Raw genomic sequence first — 16743 nt, 5'->3', positions numbered from 1 at the left:
GTGACTCCCCCTCCTACTCGATCGGGCACGCCCGAGATGACTGGCAAGCTGGTGTTCGAATTCCCGTCGATTGATCAGGCCTGTCAGGCTGTCATGGGTTGCCATGTAGCTGAGTTCAGTCGACAGTCGATGGGATTCGGAAATGTCTTCCAGCACCGTTGTGAAATAAGCGGACGCACTGGGAGCATCCCACACACGGGACGCGGTGAGTCTGGCCCATAACAACGTGTTGTCTTTGCGAACGAGCCGATGTTCGGCGGTGTAACTGTCGATGGCCCCCGAATTAATGGCCCGCCGTTCTTCCCGGGCAACGTCCCAGTCTTCCGGATGAACCAGTTCCCAGTAGGGCCTGGGTACGAGTTCATCGGGCTGGTAGCCGAGAATGTCATAGGTGGCCCGGTTGGCGTTGACAATCCGGCCTTCGGTATCAATTCGGATAATGCCGATGGCGGACTGCTCGAAAATGGAACGAAAATTCTGTTCGGTGCGTTTGAGTAGTCTCACCAGCCGGAAGCCCAGGTACCAGGATAACAACGCCACGAGAATCAGAAATCCGGCGCTGACGACGGAGAGGAAGCTGGCAGACCAGCGGGATGCATCGCCCATGGCCAGACGGAATTTTCGGGCGCTTTTTTGCAAGCTCTCGTCCAGAACGGCAAGCCTTTCCCTCAGGGCGTCGAGTTTGTCGCGACTCGGAGAGGTCTTCAGCCATTCACGTTCCATCGCGTTGCCGATCTGGTCCAGCTCAAGTAGCCGTTCATCGGTTTCCGCCCAGGCTGCAATGGCACGTTCCAACTGGTCGAGCCATGAGAAAAGGCGGATCAGCAGTATCACCCCAGGTGTAGGCGGTGATTGCCGACTGCACTTGCACCACGGCGACCATGAAACACACGGTCAGGATGATCGTGAGGCACAGCCCTGCTACCAGCGCGGTCAGTTTCCGCTGAAGATTGGGTTGCTGTCCTTTGCTTCGCATGACTGCCGGTGCTCTCCACAAATCGCGCCAACAGATGGCTTTGTCTCGCTGGGTCTTCAGCTTACAGTGTATGCCCCAACAACCCCAGAACGCCGAGAATAATAAGATAACCCGCGACGATGTAGTTAAGCAGCTTTGGAAACACGAGTATGCCAATGCCCGCGCCCAGGCTGATCAGTGGCGCCAGTTCAAGGTGAAGTGTCATAAGAGTAATATCCCTGTCGAGTACGTTGGAGCGTGTTTTTCTATCTTTCATCGTAGTCGGTAAGTCTGCACAGTGCATCCACGCACGCCTCGATCTGTGACTCGCTCGCACTCGCGAATCCCATCACCAGCCCAGTTTGCGCGGTTCTTCCGATGTAGTGCTCGCTGAGGGCCGTGCTACCGAAACCCAGGTCTCTCAGTTGCTGGCTCAGGGCAAGGTCATCCACGTTGCCTTTCAGAACCAAATGCATTCCGGCACTTTCCGCTATGGGGACCAGCCTGCCGCCAAGCTTTTCGGTAACCCGTGCCTGAAAATGATGCCACTTATCACGATAGAGTTGGCGCATACGGCGCAGATGTCGTGTGAACTGGCCGCTGTCGATGAACTCGGCGATGGTTGCCTGGGTCAGTAATGGTGTCTCTCCGCCGCTGACACGCTTGACCCAGAGGAAATGGTCGACGAGTGCCTCTGGTACGATCAGGTAGCCGACGCGCAGGGCTGGCAGCAGTGTCTTACTGAAGCTGCCCACATAGAGAACGGGGGCGGTATCGAACATGCCCTGAATGGCTGCAAACGGTTTGTTATAGAAATGGAACTCGCTGTCGTAATCGTCTTCCACGATCCACGTCTGGTTTCGGCGCGCCCACTGTAGCAGTGCCATGCGCTGGGAGACATCGAGAATGCCGCCCATGGGGTATTGGTGAGTCGGTGTGCAGAACAGCAGTTTGGCGTCGCCAAGGCTGTCCAGAATGCCCACATCCAGAACCTGTTGCTTGAGTGGCACGGGTAGCAGTGGGTTGCCGTGGCGGCCAAGGGCGTATCGGGCGCCGCGGTAGCCGGGATTCTCAACAAAGACCCTGTCACCGGGTTCTAACAGCACGTCTGCAATCAGCGACAGCGCCTGTTGAGCCCCATTGGTCACGATCACTTGGTGTTCCTGGCAACGCACCCCGCGGGAGGCTCGCAAATAATCAGCAATGGCTCTGCGCAATGGCTGGTAACCCTGGGTTGTGTCATAGCCACGAAGGCTTCTTCGGCTCTCCTGATGGTGCAGTATTCGGTTCCAACTGCGAATGGGGAAGGCGTTGATGTCGGGCAGCCCGGGTTGGAAGGGCAGGTTGGCGTCTTCCCCAAGCTGCAGACGGCTGACGGGAGCCGGCGGCAGTGGCGGCAAGGTCATGGCCTGTGTGGTTTGAATGGCCCCTTCGTTGGGTTGGTTGATGGTCTGGTTGAGGTCTTTATGCACGAATACGCCTTGGCCAGCCCGGCTTTGCAAGAAACCTTCGGCTTTCAACTGGTCGTAAACGGCGTTGACGGTATTGCGGCTGACACCCAGGTCTGCCGCCAGCTGACGGCTGGAGGGCAGTTGGCTTCCCGGCAGGTAACGTCGATGGATAATGCGCTGGGACAGGTGTTGATAAAGCTGCGTTTGCAGCGGTGTGGTGTGCTCGAACCGTATATCGTCAATCACCTTAACTGGTCCTATTGAAATCTGTAATCTGGATCTTTCCATGGTATCAGATGTTTCTTCTAATAGAGGCGTACTTTGCAAAAGGAGCATACGATGTCTCGGAAGGAAATCACGGATATCCCTTTATCACTAACGTTATCACCGCCGTCATCACCGCTGTCTTGCTGTCCTCGCAGCCGGGTGAAGCGCGCGGCCAGGAGAGCCAGTTATGAGCGGGCGCCGGCTTACGCCCTGATCGATAGATTAAAAACAGCGCATGTGGGTTTTGTTGAAGAAGGTGAGCCACGCATTATCCCGATCACAGCGTGGCGTCTTGCTGACGACCTTTACCTGCATACACTCAGCGGTGGCAGGTTGGCGCAGACGCTGGCATCGGGACAACAGTTGTGCATTTCATTTGCCGTGACCAACCAGTGGGTAATGACTAAGTCAGCGTTCCACCACAGTGCCAACTATGAATCGCTGGTGCTGTTCGGCAGGGCCTCGCGAGTGTCGGATGATCGTGAGTTCGACGCCGCATTCCAGGCCATCATTAATCAGATTGAATCGGGCCGTTGGGAGCAGGTGCGTGCCCCCAATGCAAAGGAGCGCAAGGCGACGGCATTGTTCCGGATTCCGATCAGGGAGGGCGCGTTCAAAAGCAGGGATGGCGGTCCTGGAGAGGAACCCGAGGATATGGCGCTCCCGGTGTGGCACGGTGTGCTGCCCGCGTAGGGTGAGTGCAGGCGTTGATGCCCCCGATCGTTGGCCGGCAGGTTATGATTGGGGGTCATTCAAGGTAAACTGTGTTCACAATCGTTTCACTTACTTGCCAGATAACACAGGCAGCAACGCATGTCCGATGTTGATCCCCTGAAAGCCTTGTCCGATATCGCCAGTGATGCACATACCCGCATCCAGGCTGCCCATGAGCACATCAACCCGGTGTTGGAAGTGCGCCGGGGCATGCGTGATTCGGGTATTCCTGCGGATGTCATGACCATTGACTGTCTGCGCACCCGGCGCCGCATAACGTTGATCCTGCACGACAACCAGCCAGGCGTGTTGTTGTATCAGTTTGTGACCATCGATGATGAAGTGGGTGATGAGTTCCAGGGCATGGCGTTGTCGGAGGTCAGTGCCCAAACGCTGGTGGACTGGATGCAGGATTATTTTGGCTAAGCGGGCCCTTATGTCGGGCGCCTGACACACGAGGGGCAGCATGGAAGCATTATTGATTATTCTGGCACTTGGTCTTGCGATACTCCTGCCGGTGGGTTCCGTGCTGGGTATTCTTGCGTTTTCCCGACGTCGTGATCAGTCGGAACGCCTTGAGTCCCTGAACCGGGAAGTGTCCCGTTTGCGCGAAGAAGTGACTTATCTAAAGCAACATTTGGGCGGAAAAGACCAAGACCAGCCGGCCCCGGAGCTGGAGCTTGAACTCGACGAAGCCGTTGTCGAGAACGCGCCAGCCCCTTCTGAATCAAGCCCCTCTCCTGACACAAGCCCCTTTCCTGACACAAGCTCCCCGAGTGCGGATGCGACGTCACGCGATAAATCTCGCCTTGTCCAGGCCCTGAAGGATAACTGGATGGTCTGGCTTGGTGGACTGAGCGTTGGGTTGGCCGGTATTTTCATGGTCAGCCACTCCATCAACGCAGGAATGATCGGCCCATCGCAGCAATTGATGTTGGCGCTATTCAGCGGTCTTGCGTTGCATGCGGGAGCGGAGTACCTGCGTCGTCGCAACCGGGGTGCAAACGAAGTATTTGCGGCGCTGGCGGGTGGAGGCAGTATCACCCTCTATGCGGCATTGCTGGCGGGCGTTCACCATTACGGGCTGGTCGGCCCTACCGTGGGCCTGTTCGGGCTGGCTATTGTGTCTCTGGGTACCATGGTGCTGTCGCTGTTTCATGGCCCGTTGCTTGCTGTCATGGGGTTGAGTGGCGCCTATCTGGTGCCGTTATTGATCGGTGGCGATGATGGCAGCGTGGCTTTTGTGCTGTCTTACAGTTTCCTGATCACCGTCAGTTCGTTGATGTTGATGCGTTATGTCTATCGGGACTGGCTTTGGTACGCCACGTTATCCGGTGCGTTGCTGTGGTGGTTGGCCACGTCCAGCGGAGCCGCCATCGGCGCCTCAACAGCCTGGTACATCGCCGCCCTGTTTGTGGTGTTTGCCATGGTTCCGGTTCGCGCAAAGCAGGCGTTGCCGTATTTACGGGAAGTCTTGATATCCCTGCTGGTTGTCTGGGCACTATCGATGGTCGGGCAGGGCGACCGCCCGTTTTTCTGGAGCTGGCTTCTCATACTGCCAGCCGCAGCGCTGGTGCCGCAGAGCCGTGGAGCGCTCTGGTTCCTGCCCTGGGCTGCGGTGCTGGTCAGTGCGCTGGGATGGCTCGGATACGTTGGGCGCAATGGCACTGAGGTGACCTATGTTACGCAGATGGCGCCGGAGCATCAGGGTGGTTTGCTGTCCTACCTGATTGGGGCCGCCATACTCTCCACCGGGCTCGGGTTGTGGCACTGGGTTCGCCAGAATGATCGTCGCCGGTGGGCCTCCTTTACGCTGTTGTCGCCACTGGTTTGGGCGGTGCTGGGTTGGCTGTTAATACACGGCCACCAGACCTCGTCCGCCTGGTCGGTCGCGATGTTGCTGGTTGGCGGCGTTTACGGCGTGCTCGCGTGGAAGCTCGAAAGCATGCAGCGCTATCGGTTGGGCGTTGTCTGGGCAGTGATGGCGGCACACGTCAGCTATTCCCTGGCGGCGGTCATGATTGCCCGCGAGGCGTCACTCACCCTGGCCCTGTCTGCTCAGTTTGTCAGCCTTACCTGGCTGGCGCGGCGTTATCAGATGCCCGAGCTCTATCTGTTACTGAAGGTGGCCCTGGCGTTGGTGGTGGCACGGCTGACGTTCAACCCCTGGCTGCAGGATTACGATACCGATCTTCATTGGTCACTCTGGAGCTATGGTGGGGCGACGCTGTTTGCCGGCATTGCCACCTGGCTGGCGGGGAAGGATCGTGCCATTCGTCCTTGGTTGGAGGGGGCAACCCTGCATCTACTGGTGCTGTTCCTGGGTGCCGAGATGCGCTACTGGCTTTACGATGGCGATATTTTTTCCCAGCAGTACAGCTTTACCGAGGCCGCAATCAACACACTGCTCTGGGGTGCACTGGGCGTGACCTACACGGTGCGTGCCGGGGCGAGTGAGTCACTGGCCTGGTTGTACCGGTTGTTCTCGCGGATACTGGTTGCGCTGTCGACGTTGAGTTATCTCGCTCTGGTAACGCTGCACAATCCCTGGTGGGGCGGCGGCCCTATTGGTGATACACCGATCATCAACATGCTGCTTCCCGCCTACGGTGGCCCCATTCTGTTGGCGCTTGCGGTCAGCCGGTTTCCCTCGCTTGCGCCCCGGTTCTGGTCGTTGTGCGTGGCGTCTGCCGGTTTTCTGCTGTTCACCGCGCTGGAAATCCGACAACTCTGGCAGGGGAGTGACATGGGGCTGTCGTTCGGTATGTCAGAGGGTGAGCTCTACAGCTATTCGGTCGTCAGTCTTTTCTATGCCATTGGCGCTATTGCCTATTCCGCCAAGCGTGACAATGCGATGCTCTACAAGGCAGGTATGGCTCTGTTAGGCTTGGTGATTGCCAAGATTTTTCTCATCGATATGGCCGGTCTACAGGGGCTTTGGCGAGTGGCGGCCTTTATGGGGCTTGGGCTGGCGTTATTGGGATTGGCGTGGATGTATCGGAAAGCGCAGGGTATTGTGGCCCCACCGTCTGATTAGGCGGGGCCGTGAGAGGCCCCACCCTGTTAATTGCCGGTCAATTACTTCGCTGTGATGGTTTTCATCACAAGCTTGCCGTCTTTCTTGATGGGGCCGTCTTCCTTGGCGCCCAGGGTGTATTCGAAAATGCCGGTTTTCATGCCACCGTCTTCGCTATGAAGCATCAGCATCAGCATGTCGCCGGATTTGACGTCTTCGGTCAGGATGGCGGCCACGTCTGTGTTTTTACCCTTGCGAAGGGGAGCGTGTGCCACGACCGGGCCTGGCTTGCCACTCTCATCCGTGCGGTGCACCACGAGCCAGCCATTTTTCTCGGCAACCACTTTCTTGGCAGTCACGGTGCCGTCCGCTACTGACTGATTGTCTCCCCAAACCCCGACTTTCATGTTGTCCATTGCCAATGCGGAACCAGAAGCCAGAGTTGCGGCTAGAAATGCGCTTGTCATCAAATGCTTCTTCATTGTGTTCTCCTTGCTTTCGGGTTGATCCCATCTTGATGTCTTGTTCGATGGGTGTAACCACAGCTACGGGGTGTGATTCCCAAAAGTTTCAGTAAGGAAAAAAGAATCAGTGAGAGGGGTCGGATGTGGCATCAGCAACGGGATAAAGGTAGCCATGTATGGCCGGCCCGGTGGGCTGGCCAGTAGGTGAGCCGCCTTCGGGCTCTACGCTGATACCGAAGGTGGCTTTCTTCAGTAGTTCAGGATCGTAGTCACGAAGGGCTGCACGCTCCAGCTCAAAGTTGTCGTTGAGTACGCCCAGGGAGCGCGGATTCGGCCCGAGTGAATCGGCCTTTATCCACATCTGGTAGGATTTTCCCTGCATGGGTTCGGCTGTTACCGGACGAATCTGCATTTGACGGTTGTTGAGGTCTACCGAGAGCATGAAGGCCGGCTGCTGGTCATTCTGCTGGAACACGGCCACAAAAGATTGCGGGCCCTGCTCTGGCGCAGGTTGGAATATGAGAACGGCCACCAGCACCATGGCAGCGGCAGACGCCAGGGCCGTACTCCACTGCCAACGCCGGAGGCGCTTGTGCAGGGAAATCACGTTGGATTTATCGAGGCTGTCAGTATCGACACCTGCCCGGCGCGTCTCGAGGGCATCGATATCTTGTTCAATCCGCTGATACAGCTCGGGGTCTGGCGTGACCGGCGTTACTTCATCAGCCAGTGCAGACAAACGCTGCTCCCAGGCAGAGATCATCTCGTCGAGATCCGGTTCGCTTTGCCGACGCACGGCCACAGCGGCCCGCTCCCGGGCATCCAGTGTGCCCAGGACGAACTCTGCTGCCAGCATGTCCAGATCGTCGCGGTCGGTCATGGTGTGAGACACCCTTTCAGTTGTTTCAGCGCCCGGTGTAGCCAGGTTTTGACAGTATTCACCGGTTGATCGAAATGCGTGGCCAGGTCTGCTCTGGACCAGCCGTTAAGATAGGCCAACCGCACCATGTCGCGGCGATCTTTTTCCAGCTCCTCCAGGCATAGGTTCAGTCGGTTCACGGTCTGCTGGCTTTCCACTTGTGATTGGGCATTGGGTTCTTTGCTGGCAAGCTGCTCCAGCTCATCTTCCGGTGCCTTGCGACTTGCCGGCTGCTTTCGCAGCTCGTCGATAGCACCGTTGCGGGCAATGGTGACCATCCAGGTAATCGCAGAGGCCTTGGAAGCGTCGAACTGATCCGCTTTTCGCCAGATCTTGATATACGTATCGTGCACGACTTCCTCGGCCCAGCCCCGGTTATTCAAGATACGGGTGATGGTACCAAGAAGTTTCGGCGCCGTTGCTTCATACAGTGTTGCAAACGCTGCGCGGTCTTTTGCGGCAACGCCCATAAGAAGCTGGCTGAGTTGGTCGGGGGACTCTGACATGGATGGCGACTCCGCGCCTGATGGGGCGCGGCCAGTGGTGGATGAACTGAACGGTTCAGACATGCAGGAGTCGCCAACGGGTGTGTGAAAAGTTGCCTCGTGATACGCAGATTGCCGTGTTCGGGTTTATTTCGTCAAGCAAGTTTGTGTGTGAGCCCTTCACCAACGGTAGCGGACGCTGGCAACCACGCTGCGGGCTTCGCCGTAGTAGCACCAGTAATCACAGCTTGCGACGTATTCCCGGTCCGCAACATTGGTGACGTTCACCTGTGCCTGCCAGTTGCGGGTTACATCGTATTGGGCCATCAGGTCCAGAACCGTGTAAGAGGGAACATCGGTCGTGCCGTCGCGAGTAGAGCCCACATAGCGTGCGCCGCCGCCGATTTTCAGGCCTGGCACGTGGTCGACGAAACTGTAATCCAGCCAGGCTGACGCCATATGTCTAGGGATAAGCGGGGCTGCGCGTTCGCTGTTGTCGGTCTCGGTTTCCTTGATCGTGGCATCGCTGTACGTGTACGCGGCGGTCAGTTCCAGTTGGTCGGTCAGGTAGCTGACACTCTCCAGTTCAAAGCCAGCCGTGGTGCGCTCCCGGTCCTGGATCTGGAAACCGCTTTGGCTGGTGCCGAGGGAATTCTCTTCTTCGATCCGGTAAATCGCCGCTGTTACGTAGCCATCCAGATCGTCCGGAGCGATTTTGACGCCGGCCTCCAATTGCTTGCCTTTCCTTGGTTCGTAAAGGTCGCCAGTGCCATCAGTACCTGAAATAGGCTGAAATGATTCGGTGTAGGACACGTAGGGCGAGAATCCGTTGTCCGCCAGATACATCACACCACCGGAGAGGGAGAATTCATCAGCATCGGCTTCCTGGCGTGTGCCGGCCGTACGATTAACGCTGTCGACTTCGGCCTGGTCAAAGCGACCACCGGCCAGGAACACCCAGCGATCATCCAGGCGCAGTTGATGTTGGAGGTAGTAGCCTGTCTGCTGCTTGTTGATGTCCTGTACGATCAGATCTGTGGCGGTGATTGGCGTGAAGTTGCCGTACTGAGGGTCGAACAGGTCGATAGGACCGCCAAACGGAGTAGATCCCCCAGCGCCGTTCTGTTTGCCCTCGTTTTCAAGATCCTGATAGTCCACCCCGAACAGCAACGTGTGTTCGGTGCGGTCGGTAAACCACTTGCCCACCAGGCGATTGTCGATTGTCCAGCTGTTGATCTCGCCGTCCCGGTAGACCAGATAGCGCTGACCTTCCCGCGGACCTGTCTGGAAGAAGATAAAGCTGCTGCGTAACAGCAGGTCTACCTGGCTGTAGCGGAAGTCCTGCTCGAAGGTCCAGGTGTCGTTTAGGCGATGACTCAGTGAATAGCCGATGGCTGACTGGGTGCGTTCGTTGGTGTCGTAGCCTGGCTCGCTGTAGTTGGTGGACGGGTCCACTTTGCCAAAAGGCGTGTCGTCTATGGTGCCAAATGGCAGCTTGAACGGATTGGTCGGAATGGCGTCGTCCTTCTGGATACTTGCCAATAAGGTGAGCTCGGTGCTGTCAGACATCTCCCAGGTCAGGCTTGGGGCCAGGTAGTAGCGCTCGTTCTCGGTGAAATCCAGATCGCCTTCGTTATAGCGGTGCAAGCCAACCAGACGGTAGCTGAGATCGTTTCGATCGCCGACGGGGCCGGACGTATCGACCCCAAGCTGGCGATGCTCATCGGTTCCTGCCTGTAGATTGATCTGGCCCTGAACAGTATCGGTTGGTCGCTTGCTGATGGCATTAATCACACCACCCGGAGGCGCTTCGCCGTACAGAATGGACGCGGGGCCTTTGAGCAGCTCTATGCGCTCCAGGCCAAAGGGCTCTGGCAGCCATTGATAGAACCCCTCGCGATAGATTCGCAGGCCGTCCTGATAAGTCGACTGGTCGAAACCACGTATCTTCAACCAGTCGGTATCGTTGTCTTCACCATACTGTCCCGAGAGCACTCCGGCACGGTAGCGGAAGGTTTCATCAAGCGCCTGTACGTTGCGCTCTTCCAGTTCCTCCTGCTCCACCACCGAGCCGGGCCGGGGGGTTTCCATCAACGGGGCTTCCACTTTCAAAGCGGTTGCGGACACAACCAGCTCCCCCAGACTCGTTGGTTCGCTGGCATCGTCCTGCGCAGCCGCGATAGCTGGAACACAGATTGCGGAGCAGGTTGCCAAAAGGGTTAGTGTGCGCCTGATCGCCAGCGTGAGCTGGTGCGGGGTGGGAGACTGGGCCATCGAAAACCTCCGGAAAACGCTGGGAGAGAAATGAACGGATGTTCATGTTGGATGGCGGCAATCATATCAGCCGCATTAAATAATGCAAATCAATCTCATTATGATTAATAATTTAGGATGGCATTCTCACGCGTAGGTCTGTGTTCGGCGGCATGTCGTGACGAGCTGAGGAATGCACTTTTTGAGTAGCAAATTCGGAGTTTTGCAAATAGAGTTAAGGTCTTATCAGTCTTTTCGATACAGACTTCCAGGAGTATGCCCGTGTCTGAGTCAGAACAGTTTGCCAGTGATAATTACAGTGGCATTTGCCCGCAAGCCTGGTCCGCAATGGCCGAGGCGAATGGTTCTGACGAGCCGGCGTATGGGGAAGACCGCTGGACACAACGAGCCGCCGATGGGCTTCGGGGCCTATTCGATACCGACTGCGATGTCTTTTTTGTGTTCAACGGCACTGCCGCAAACTCACTGGCACTGGCATCCATGGGGCAGTCATTCCACAGTGTGATCTGCCACGAACTGGCGCACATCGAGACCGACGAGTGTGGCGGGCCGGAGTACGCTTCCAACGGTGCAAAACTGCTTTTGGGGCAGGGGCCGAACGGCAAGCTGACGCCAGAGAGTATTGAGCACCTGGTCACCAAGCGCACGGATATCCACTACCCCAAACCCAAGGCCCTGAGCCTGACCCAGGCAACTGAGGTGGGTACTGTCTATTCTCCAGACGAGCTACGCGCGATCCGGCAAACGGCTGATCGTTTCAACTTGAATATCCATATGGACGGAGCTCGTTTCGCCAATGCCGTAGCGGCGCTGGATGTGCACCCTTCCGAGATTACCTGGAAAGCTGGCGTGGACGTACTGTGTTTCTCGGGCACCAAGAACGGCCTGGCTCTGGGGGAGGCCGTTGTGTTCTTCAATCGTGCGTTGGCAGAGGACTTCGAATGGCGCTGCAAGCAGGCGGGGCAATTGGCGTCAAAGATGCGCTACATTTCCGCGCCCTGGTGCGGGCTGCTTGAAGGTAATGTATGGCTGGAGAATGCCCGGCACGCGAATGCCTGCGCAGAGCGACTGGCGAAGGGCCTGGAAGGCTTGCCGGGTATCGGGCTCCGTTACCCCAGGCAAGTGAACGGCGTATTTGTAGAAATGCCTGACCCGGTGCAGGCGGCGCTGCGCGACAAAGGGTGGAAGTTCTACAATTTCATCGGCGGAAGTGCCCGTTTGATGTGCTCCTGGTCGACCACCCCGGAGCAGGTTGATCGCTTTCTGGCGGACTTGCGGGCGCTGGTGTCCTGATTTTGGTGTCGGGCCTCTCGCCAGCGTCGTCGCTTCATGATATATCAGCACCCTGTTTGTCCCACTTTAAATTCCGGAATCCGTAGCAATGCCAAAAGCAGGTGAAATCAAAAAGAATTCGGCGATCGAGTACGAAGGTGGTGTCTACTTCGTAAAAGATATTGAGCGTTCTGTCCCGCAGGGGCGTGCCGGTGGCAGCCTGTATCGCATGCGCCTTTACGACGTTGTAACCGGCTACAAGATCGACCAGACCTTCAAGGACTCCGATATGCTGAACCTGGCGGATCTGGTCCGTCGGCCAGCAACGTTCTCCTATTCGGATGGCGAGGAGTACGTCTTCATGGATAGCGAGGACTATACGCAGTACAGCCTGAATGGCGAGGCCATTGCCGATGAACTGCTGTTCATCAACGAAGAGACTCAGGGCTTGATGGTGGTTCTGGTGAGCGATGCGCCAGTGGCGCTGGATTTGCCCCCTACGGTGGACCTGCTGATCGAAGAAACCGACCCGTCGGTAAAGGGTGGCTCGGCCACTGCCCGCACCAAGCCGGCCAGGCTCACCACCGGCCTGGTGGTGCAGGTGCCCGAGCATATTTCCACGGGCGACCGCATTAAGGTCAATGTCGATGAGCGGCGGTTTCTGGGGCGGGTTTGATCCTCGGCTTACCCGATAGCGGGGCTTTCGGTGCCGTTGTGGCTCATAGCCCCGCGTCTTTCACATTCTCCATGACCACAAACGTGCTGGTCTGCAACACATGGGGCAGCGCCGATATCTGCTCCCCCAGCACTTGCCGGTATTCTGCCATGTTCCGCGTGCGTACTTTCAGCAGGTAGTCGAAGTTGCCGGCAATCATGTGGCATTGCTCTACCGCTGAAATCTGCTTCACCGAATGGTTAAAGGCCGCAAGGGCATTGCTGCTGGTGTCGTTCAGGGTGACCTGGGCAAAGGCAATATGACTCTGTCCGAGTTTGGTCTGATTGATCAGGGCTGTGTAACCCGTGATATAGCCCTGTTCTTCGAGGCGCCTCATACGGACCTGGCAGGGGGTTTTTGACAAACCAACACGTGACGCCAGTTCGGTGACGGTCACCCGTGCGTGTTTTTGCAGTTCGCGGATGATGGAGTGATCGATCCTGTCCAATTCGACCATAACTTATTTCTCGATATGGATATACGGCTATACAAAGCCAAGAATATAATCAAATTGCCTGCATTTTAAAACTTTATGGGCAAAGAGTCTTTCGTGAGTTGTCTATACTGGGGATGTTCCGTCATACATGCCCCAGTTGATATCCCCGGAGATCTCCGATGACCCATTCCGATTCCCCTCAAAAGCAAACCCTCCTGGAACAGCTCTCCGAGGCGTTGGAGGGTGAGGACTACGACCCGGACGATTCCGGCCATCTGCGTGACGTTGTGGCGACGATGCTGGAGGAGTCCCAGTCCTGGGACGACGCGTTGCACCGCCGTTTGACCGAGGTGTTGGGTAAAGCGGAAGGAAAGCGTTGGGCGGGGATGTTCAGCGGCGGGTTCCCTTCGAGTTACCGATCGAGATTCTCCGTCGCGGAGGCCGCTGGCGATATCCAGCAAATCCAGTCCATTGCCCTCAGTTCTGATGTGCCCATGAGGTTCTACACATCATCGGAGCAGGGAGAGCAGGAACTGAACTTCAAGCTCTACAGTCAGGGCAAGCCGGTGATTCTGTCAGATGTGATTCCGATCCTTGAGAATCTTGGCATGCGAGTGTTGGGGGAGCACCCGTATCGTATTCGGCGGCGTGACGGCGAGCAGTTCGGTGTCAGTGATTTTACCGTGGAATGTCATTCCCGCTGCCGTGGCGCAGATGTCGAAGCGGCCAAACCGCGACTTCAGGAAGGGTTCCGGGAAATCTGGAATGGTTTCGCTGAAAACGACGACTTCAACCAGTTGATGATGGCGGCGGGTCTGAATTGGCGTGAAGTCAGCCTGCTGCGAGCCTACTCCCGCTACATCAAGCAGTTGCGCTTCGGATTTAGCCAGCCCTTTATTGCCGACACCCTGGCCCGGCACCTGGATATCACGGCGTTGCTGGTCGCCCTCTTCAGCGCTCGTTTCGATCCTGTTTTGGGCAATCGGGAATCTGAATCCGAGCACATCGAGAACCGGATTCTTGAGGCTCTCGACGCCGTAACAAGCCTTGACGACGACCGTATCCTCCGGCGGTTTTATGTACTGATCAAGGCCACCCTCAGAACCAACTATTTCCAACGCCAGGACACCGGCGAGTTCAAAGGCTATATCTCGCTTAAACTCGATCCTTCCAGCATCCCGGATATTCCCAAGCCATGCCCGCGTTTCGAGGTATTCGTGTGTTCCCCTCGGGTGGAAGGGGTTCATCTCCGGGGAGGCGCCGTGGCCCGTGGTGGTTTGCGCTGGTCCGACCGTAGCGAAGACTACCGCACAGAGATACTCGGGCTGGTGAAGGCCCAGCAGGTCAAGAATTCGGTCATCGTACCCGTGGGTGCCAAAGGGGGCTTTATCGTCAAGCAGCCTCCGGAAGGCGGCTCACGCGAGGCACTGAGAGAAGAGGGTATTGCCTGCTACCAGACATTCATCCGCGGTTTGCTGGACCTGACCGACAACCTGAATGAAGGCAGCGTAGTGCCACCGGTTGACGTGGTCCGTCACGACGCCGATGACACCTACCTGGTGGTGGCCGCCGACAAAGGCACGGCGACCTTCTCTGACATTGCGAACCGGCTTTCCGGGGAATACGGCTTCTGGCTTGGTGACGCTTTTGCCTCCGGCGGCAGTGAGGGGTACGACCATAAGAAAATGGGTATTACCGCGAAGGGCGCCTGGGAGTCGGTCAAACGTCATTTCCTTGAGAAAGGCATCGACACCCAGGCCGACGAATTCACCGTTGTGGGTATTGGCGACATGGGCGGGGACGTGTTTGGCAACGGTATGCTGCTGTCGGATCGCATTCGCCTTGTGGCAGCCTTCAATCACCTGCACATCTTTGTGGATCCGGAGCCGGATGCAGCGGCGTCGTTCGCCGAACGCAAGCGCCTGTTTGAAACGCCGGGATCGAGTTGGGAGGACTACAGTGCAGAACTGATCAGCGAGGGTGGTGGTGTGTTCTCACGGGCTGCCAAATGGATTCCCGTGTCGCCACAGATGCAGGCACGCCTCGGCATCCGTGAAACCCGCCTGCCGCCCAATGAGTTGATCAGTGCGCTGTTGCAGGCCCCGGTGGACATGCTCTGGAATGGTGGTATCGGCACATACGTGAAAGCGGCTGGCGAGACCCATGACGACGTCGGCGACAAGTCCAACGATGCCGTAAGGATAGACAGCCACCAGCTACAATGCGGGGTCCTTGGTGAGGGCGGAAACCTCGGTTTCACCCAGCTTGCTCGCATCGGTTTTGCCAGAACCGGTGGTGCCGCCAATACCGACTTTATTGATAATGCCGGTGGGGTGGACTGTTCGGACCATGAAGTAAACATCAAGATTCTGCTCAACGAGCGGGTGCGAAGCGGGAAGATGACGCTGAGGCAGCGTAACCAGATGCTCCGGGCAATGACTCCGGAAGTGTCGGAGCTGGTGCTGCGGAACAATTACCGTCAGGCCATGGCTCTGAGCCTGGCCGCCACGGGGGCGGTTGCCACTACGGACGAGTACGAACGCCTGATGCGGCGGTTGGAGGCAGAGGGGAAACTTGATCGGTCCCTCGAATTTCTGCCCGACGACGAGGAACTCCGCTCGCGGCGAGAGCGTGCTTCGGGGCTGACTCGCCCTGAGCTTTCGGTGTTGATTTCCTACGCCAAGATTGAACTGAAGCAGGCGTTGCAGGCTGCGCCTATTGTTCACGACGATCGTTTCTCCGCAGCCCTGTACTCCGCTTTCCCGGGCTCGTTGCTCAAGCGTTTTCCAGACGCGATCGATGCCCATCCCCTGCGCGGGGAAATCGCTGCAACGCAGATTGCCAACGATATGGTGAATCGCATGGGCATCAGTTGGGCGGACAAGCTGCGTAATGCCACCGGTGCCGACTGTGGCCGGATTGCCGCCGGCTACCTGATCTCCCTCCAGATCCATGACGTAGAAACCCAGTGGAAAGCGATTGAAGCGCTTGACGGGAAAATCAGTGCCGGCGTGCAGGCAGAGTTGTTCAGCGATGTGATTCGACTGGTTACCCGCAGTACCAGCTGGCTGTTGCACAATCGCCGGGCTGACCTGGACCCGGATGCCTGTATTGCCCACTATCAGAGGCCGCTGGCGGAGGTGTTGGCGTCGACAGAGAGCCTGGAGGCGGTGATTCCTGCAAGTCGGTGGCAGGAACGCTATGATAAATACTGTGAGCACCGTGTTCCGGAGAAACTGGCAGCCTATGCTGCCTCTGCAGAAAGCCGCTATTGGCTGATGGATATCATCGAAATCGGCCGTCAGTTGGATCGGGATCTTGAGTCGGTGGCCTGGGTGTACTTCAGCTTGGGTGAAGGTCTCAAACTGACCTGGCTGGACCGTCAGATGCGTGCCTTCAAGGCCCGAGGGCACTGGCAGGTACTGGCGACGCTTCATTACAGGGACGAACTGGACCACCAGTTGCGGAACCTGACCGCGAGTGTACTGTCCTTCGCGTCCGAAGGGGGCGGATCGATGTCTCCTGAGCAGTCGCTTGAACGTTGGCGTGAAGACAAGCAGGCTCTGTTGAGCCGTTGGCAAAAGATGCTGGCTGATATGCAAGCCGCGAGTGACGTGGATTGTGCCGTGTTCTCGGTGGCCCACGGCGTGCTTCGGGAGCTGGCTGCAAAGGCAGCTTAGTCATCTGTCAGGGTGTTTTCGTCTGAAAATTAATCATTTCACAGGAAAAATGTAAATTTTAATTAACCAAAAAAGCCTGAACGTCGCGCTTGTAT

General features: G+C 57.2%; 14 protein-coding genes. 6 read left to right on the top strand and 8 right to left on the bottom strand.

Features of this window, described 5'->3' with window-relative positions:
* From B2590_RS14550 to B2590_RS14540, 3 genes are all read right to left on the bottom strand, one after another.
* On the bottom strand, nucleotides 1-834 hold an 834-nt coding region (locus B2590_RS14550; protein WP_286847965.1), incomplete at its 3' end, for a PAS domain S-box protein.
* Between the two features lie 203 nt (nucleotides 835-1037).
* Nucleotides 1038-1181, bottom strand: a complete 144-nt coding sequence (locus tag B2590_RS14545; RefSeq protein WP_007152669.1) for a DUF3096 domain-containing protein — start codon at nucleotides 1179-1181, stop codon at nucleotides 1038-1040.
* Between the two features lie 40 nt (nucleotides 1182-1221).
* Entirely contained in the window at nucleotides 1222-2652 is a 1431-nt protein-coding gene (locus tag B2590_RS14540; protein WP_286811451.1) for a PLP-dependent aminotransferase family protein, read from the bottom strand.
* Nucleotides 2653-2745: 93 nt separating this feature from the next.
* On the opposite strand from B2590_RS14540, the gene B2590_RS14535 reads away from it, so the two are divergent.
* The 3 genes from B2590_RS14535 to B2590_RS14525 all read left to right on the top strand — a co-directional run bounded on the left by B2590_RS14535 (nucleotide 2746) and on the right by B2590_RS14525 (nucleotide 6424).
* On the top strand, nucleotides 2746-3366 hold the full coding sequence (locus tag B2590_RS14535) for a pyridoxamine 5'-phosphate oxidase family protein (protein ID WP_126811843.1): 621 nt from the start codon (nucleotides 2746-2748) through the stop codon (nucleotides 3364-3366).
* A gap of 120 nt (nucleotides 3367-3486) precedes the next feature.
* Nucleotides 3487-3813 (top strand): hypothetical protein, encoded by a 327-nt coding sequence (locus B2590_RS14530; RefSeq protein ID WP_036209362.1) that lies wholly within the window; start codon nucleotides 3487-3489, stop codon nucleotides 3811-3813.
* 40 nt (nucleotides 3814-3853) lie between these two features.
* Complete coding sequence (locus B2590_RS14525) at nucleotides 3854-6424, top strand: DUF2339 domain-containing protein (RefSeq protein WP_286811450.1); 2571 nt, start codon at nucleotides 3854-3856, stop codon at nucleotides 6422-6424.
* Between the two features lie 41 nt (nucleotides 6425-6465).
* On the opposite strand, the gene B2590_RS14520 is transcribed toward B2590_RS14525, so the two are convergent.
* The 4 genes from B2590_RS14520 to B2590_RS14505 form a co-directional block, all read right to left on the bottom strand.
* Nucleotides 6466-6885: a DUF7282 domain-containing protein gene (locus tag B2590_RS14520; protein WP_041334169.1), complete on the bottom strand. Its 420-nt coding sequence runs from the start codon at nucleotides 6883-6885 to the stop codon at nucleotides 6466-6468.
* A 106-nt stretch (nucleotides 6886-6991) separates the two neighbouring features.
* The gene (locus B2590_RS14515; RefSeq protein WP_286811449.1) at nucleotides 6992-7747 is read right to left on the bottom strand and encodes an anti-sigma factor; all 756 of its coding nucleotides are present in this window, start codon (nucleotides 7745-7747) and stop codon (nucleotides 6992-6994) included.
* A complete protein-coding gene (locus B2590_RS14510; protein WP_036209373.1) occupies nucleotides 7744-8292 on the bottom strand; it encodes a sigma-70 family RNA polymerase sigma factor in 549 nt (182 codons plus the stop codon). The genes B2590_RS14515 and B2590_RS14510 overlap by 4 nt, the downstream gene beginning before the upstream one ends.
* Nucleotides 8293-8451: 159 nt before the next feature.
* Nucleotides 8452-10545 carry a TonB-dependent siderophore receptor gene (locus tag B2590_RS14505; protein ID WP_286811448.1) on the bottom strand — a complete coding sequence of 698 codons (2094 nt, stop codon included), beginning with the start codon at nucleotides 10543-10545 and terminating at the stop codon, nucleotides 8452-8454.
* Nucleotides 10546-10800: 255 nt separating this feature from the next.
* Between B2590_RS14505 and B2590_RS14500 the strand changes: the two genes are divergently transcribed.
* Nucleotides 10801-11838 (top strand): threonine aldolase family protein, encoded by a 1038-nt coding sequence (locus B2590_RS14500; RefSeq protein WP_036209376.1) that lies wholly within the window; start codon nucleotides 10801-10803, stop codon nucleotides 11836-11838.
* A gap of 88 nt (nucleotides 11839-11926) precedes the next feature.
* On the top strand, nucleotides 11927-12493 hold the full coding sequence (gene yeiP / locus B2590_RS14495; RefSeq protein WP_036209377.1) for an elongation factor P-like protein YeiP: 567 nt from the start codon (nucleotides 11927-11929) through the stop codon (nucleotides 12491-12493).
* 43 nt (nucleotides 12494-12536) lie between these two features.
* Here yeiP and B2590_RS14490 read toward each other — a convergent pair whose 3' ends face one another.
* Nucleotides 12537-12989 carry an Lrp/AsnC ligand binding domain-containing protein gene (locus B2590_RS14490; RefSeq protein ID WP_007152658.1) on the bottom strand — a complete coding sequence of 151 codons (453 nt, stop codon included), beginning with the start codon at nucleotides 12987-12989 and terminating at the stop codon, nucleotides 12537-12539.
* A gap of 158 nt (nucleotides 12990-13147) precedes the next feature.
* Between B2590_RS14490 and B2590_RS14485 the strand changes: the two genes are divergently transcribed.
* Nucleotides 13148-16648 (top strand): NAD-glutamate dehydrogenase, encoded by a 3501-nt coding sequence (locus B2590_RS14485; RefSeq protein WP_286811447.1) that lies wholly within the window; start codon nucleotides 13148-13150, stop codon nucleotides 16646-16648.
* Nucleotides 16649-16743 lie beyond the last annotated feature (95 nt).

The organism is Marinobacter sp. UBA3604 (genome assembly GCF_002375325.1).
Lineage (GTDB): Bacteria > Pseudomonadota > Gammaproteobacteria > Pseudomonadales > Oleiphilaceae > Marinobacter > Marinobacter salarius.
The sequence above is the reverse complement of the archived record's forward strand: the minus strand, read 5'-3'. Positions and strand labels throughout refer to the sequence as shown.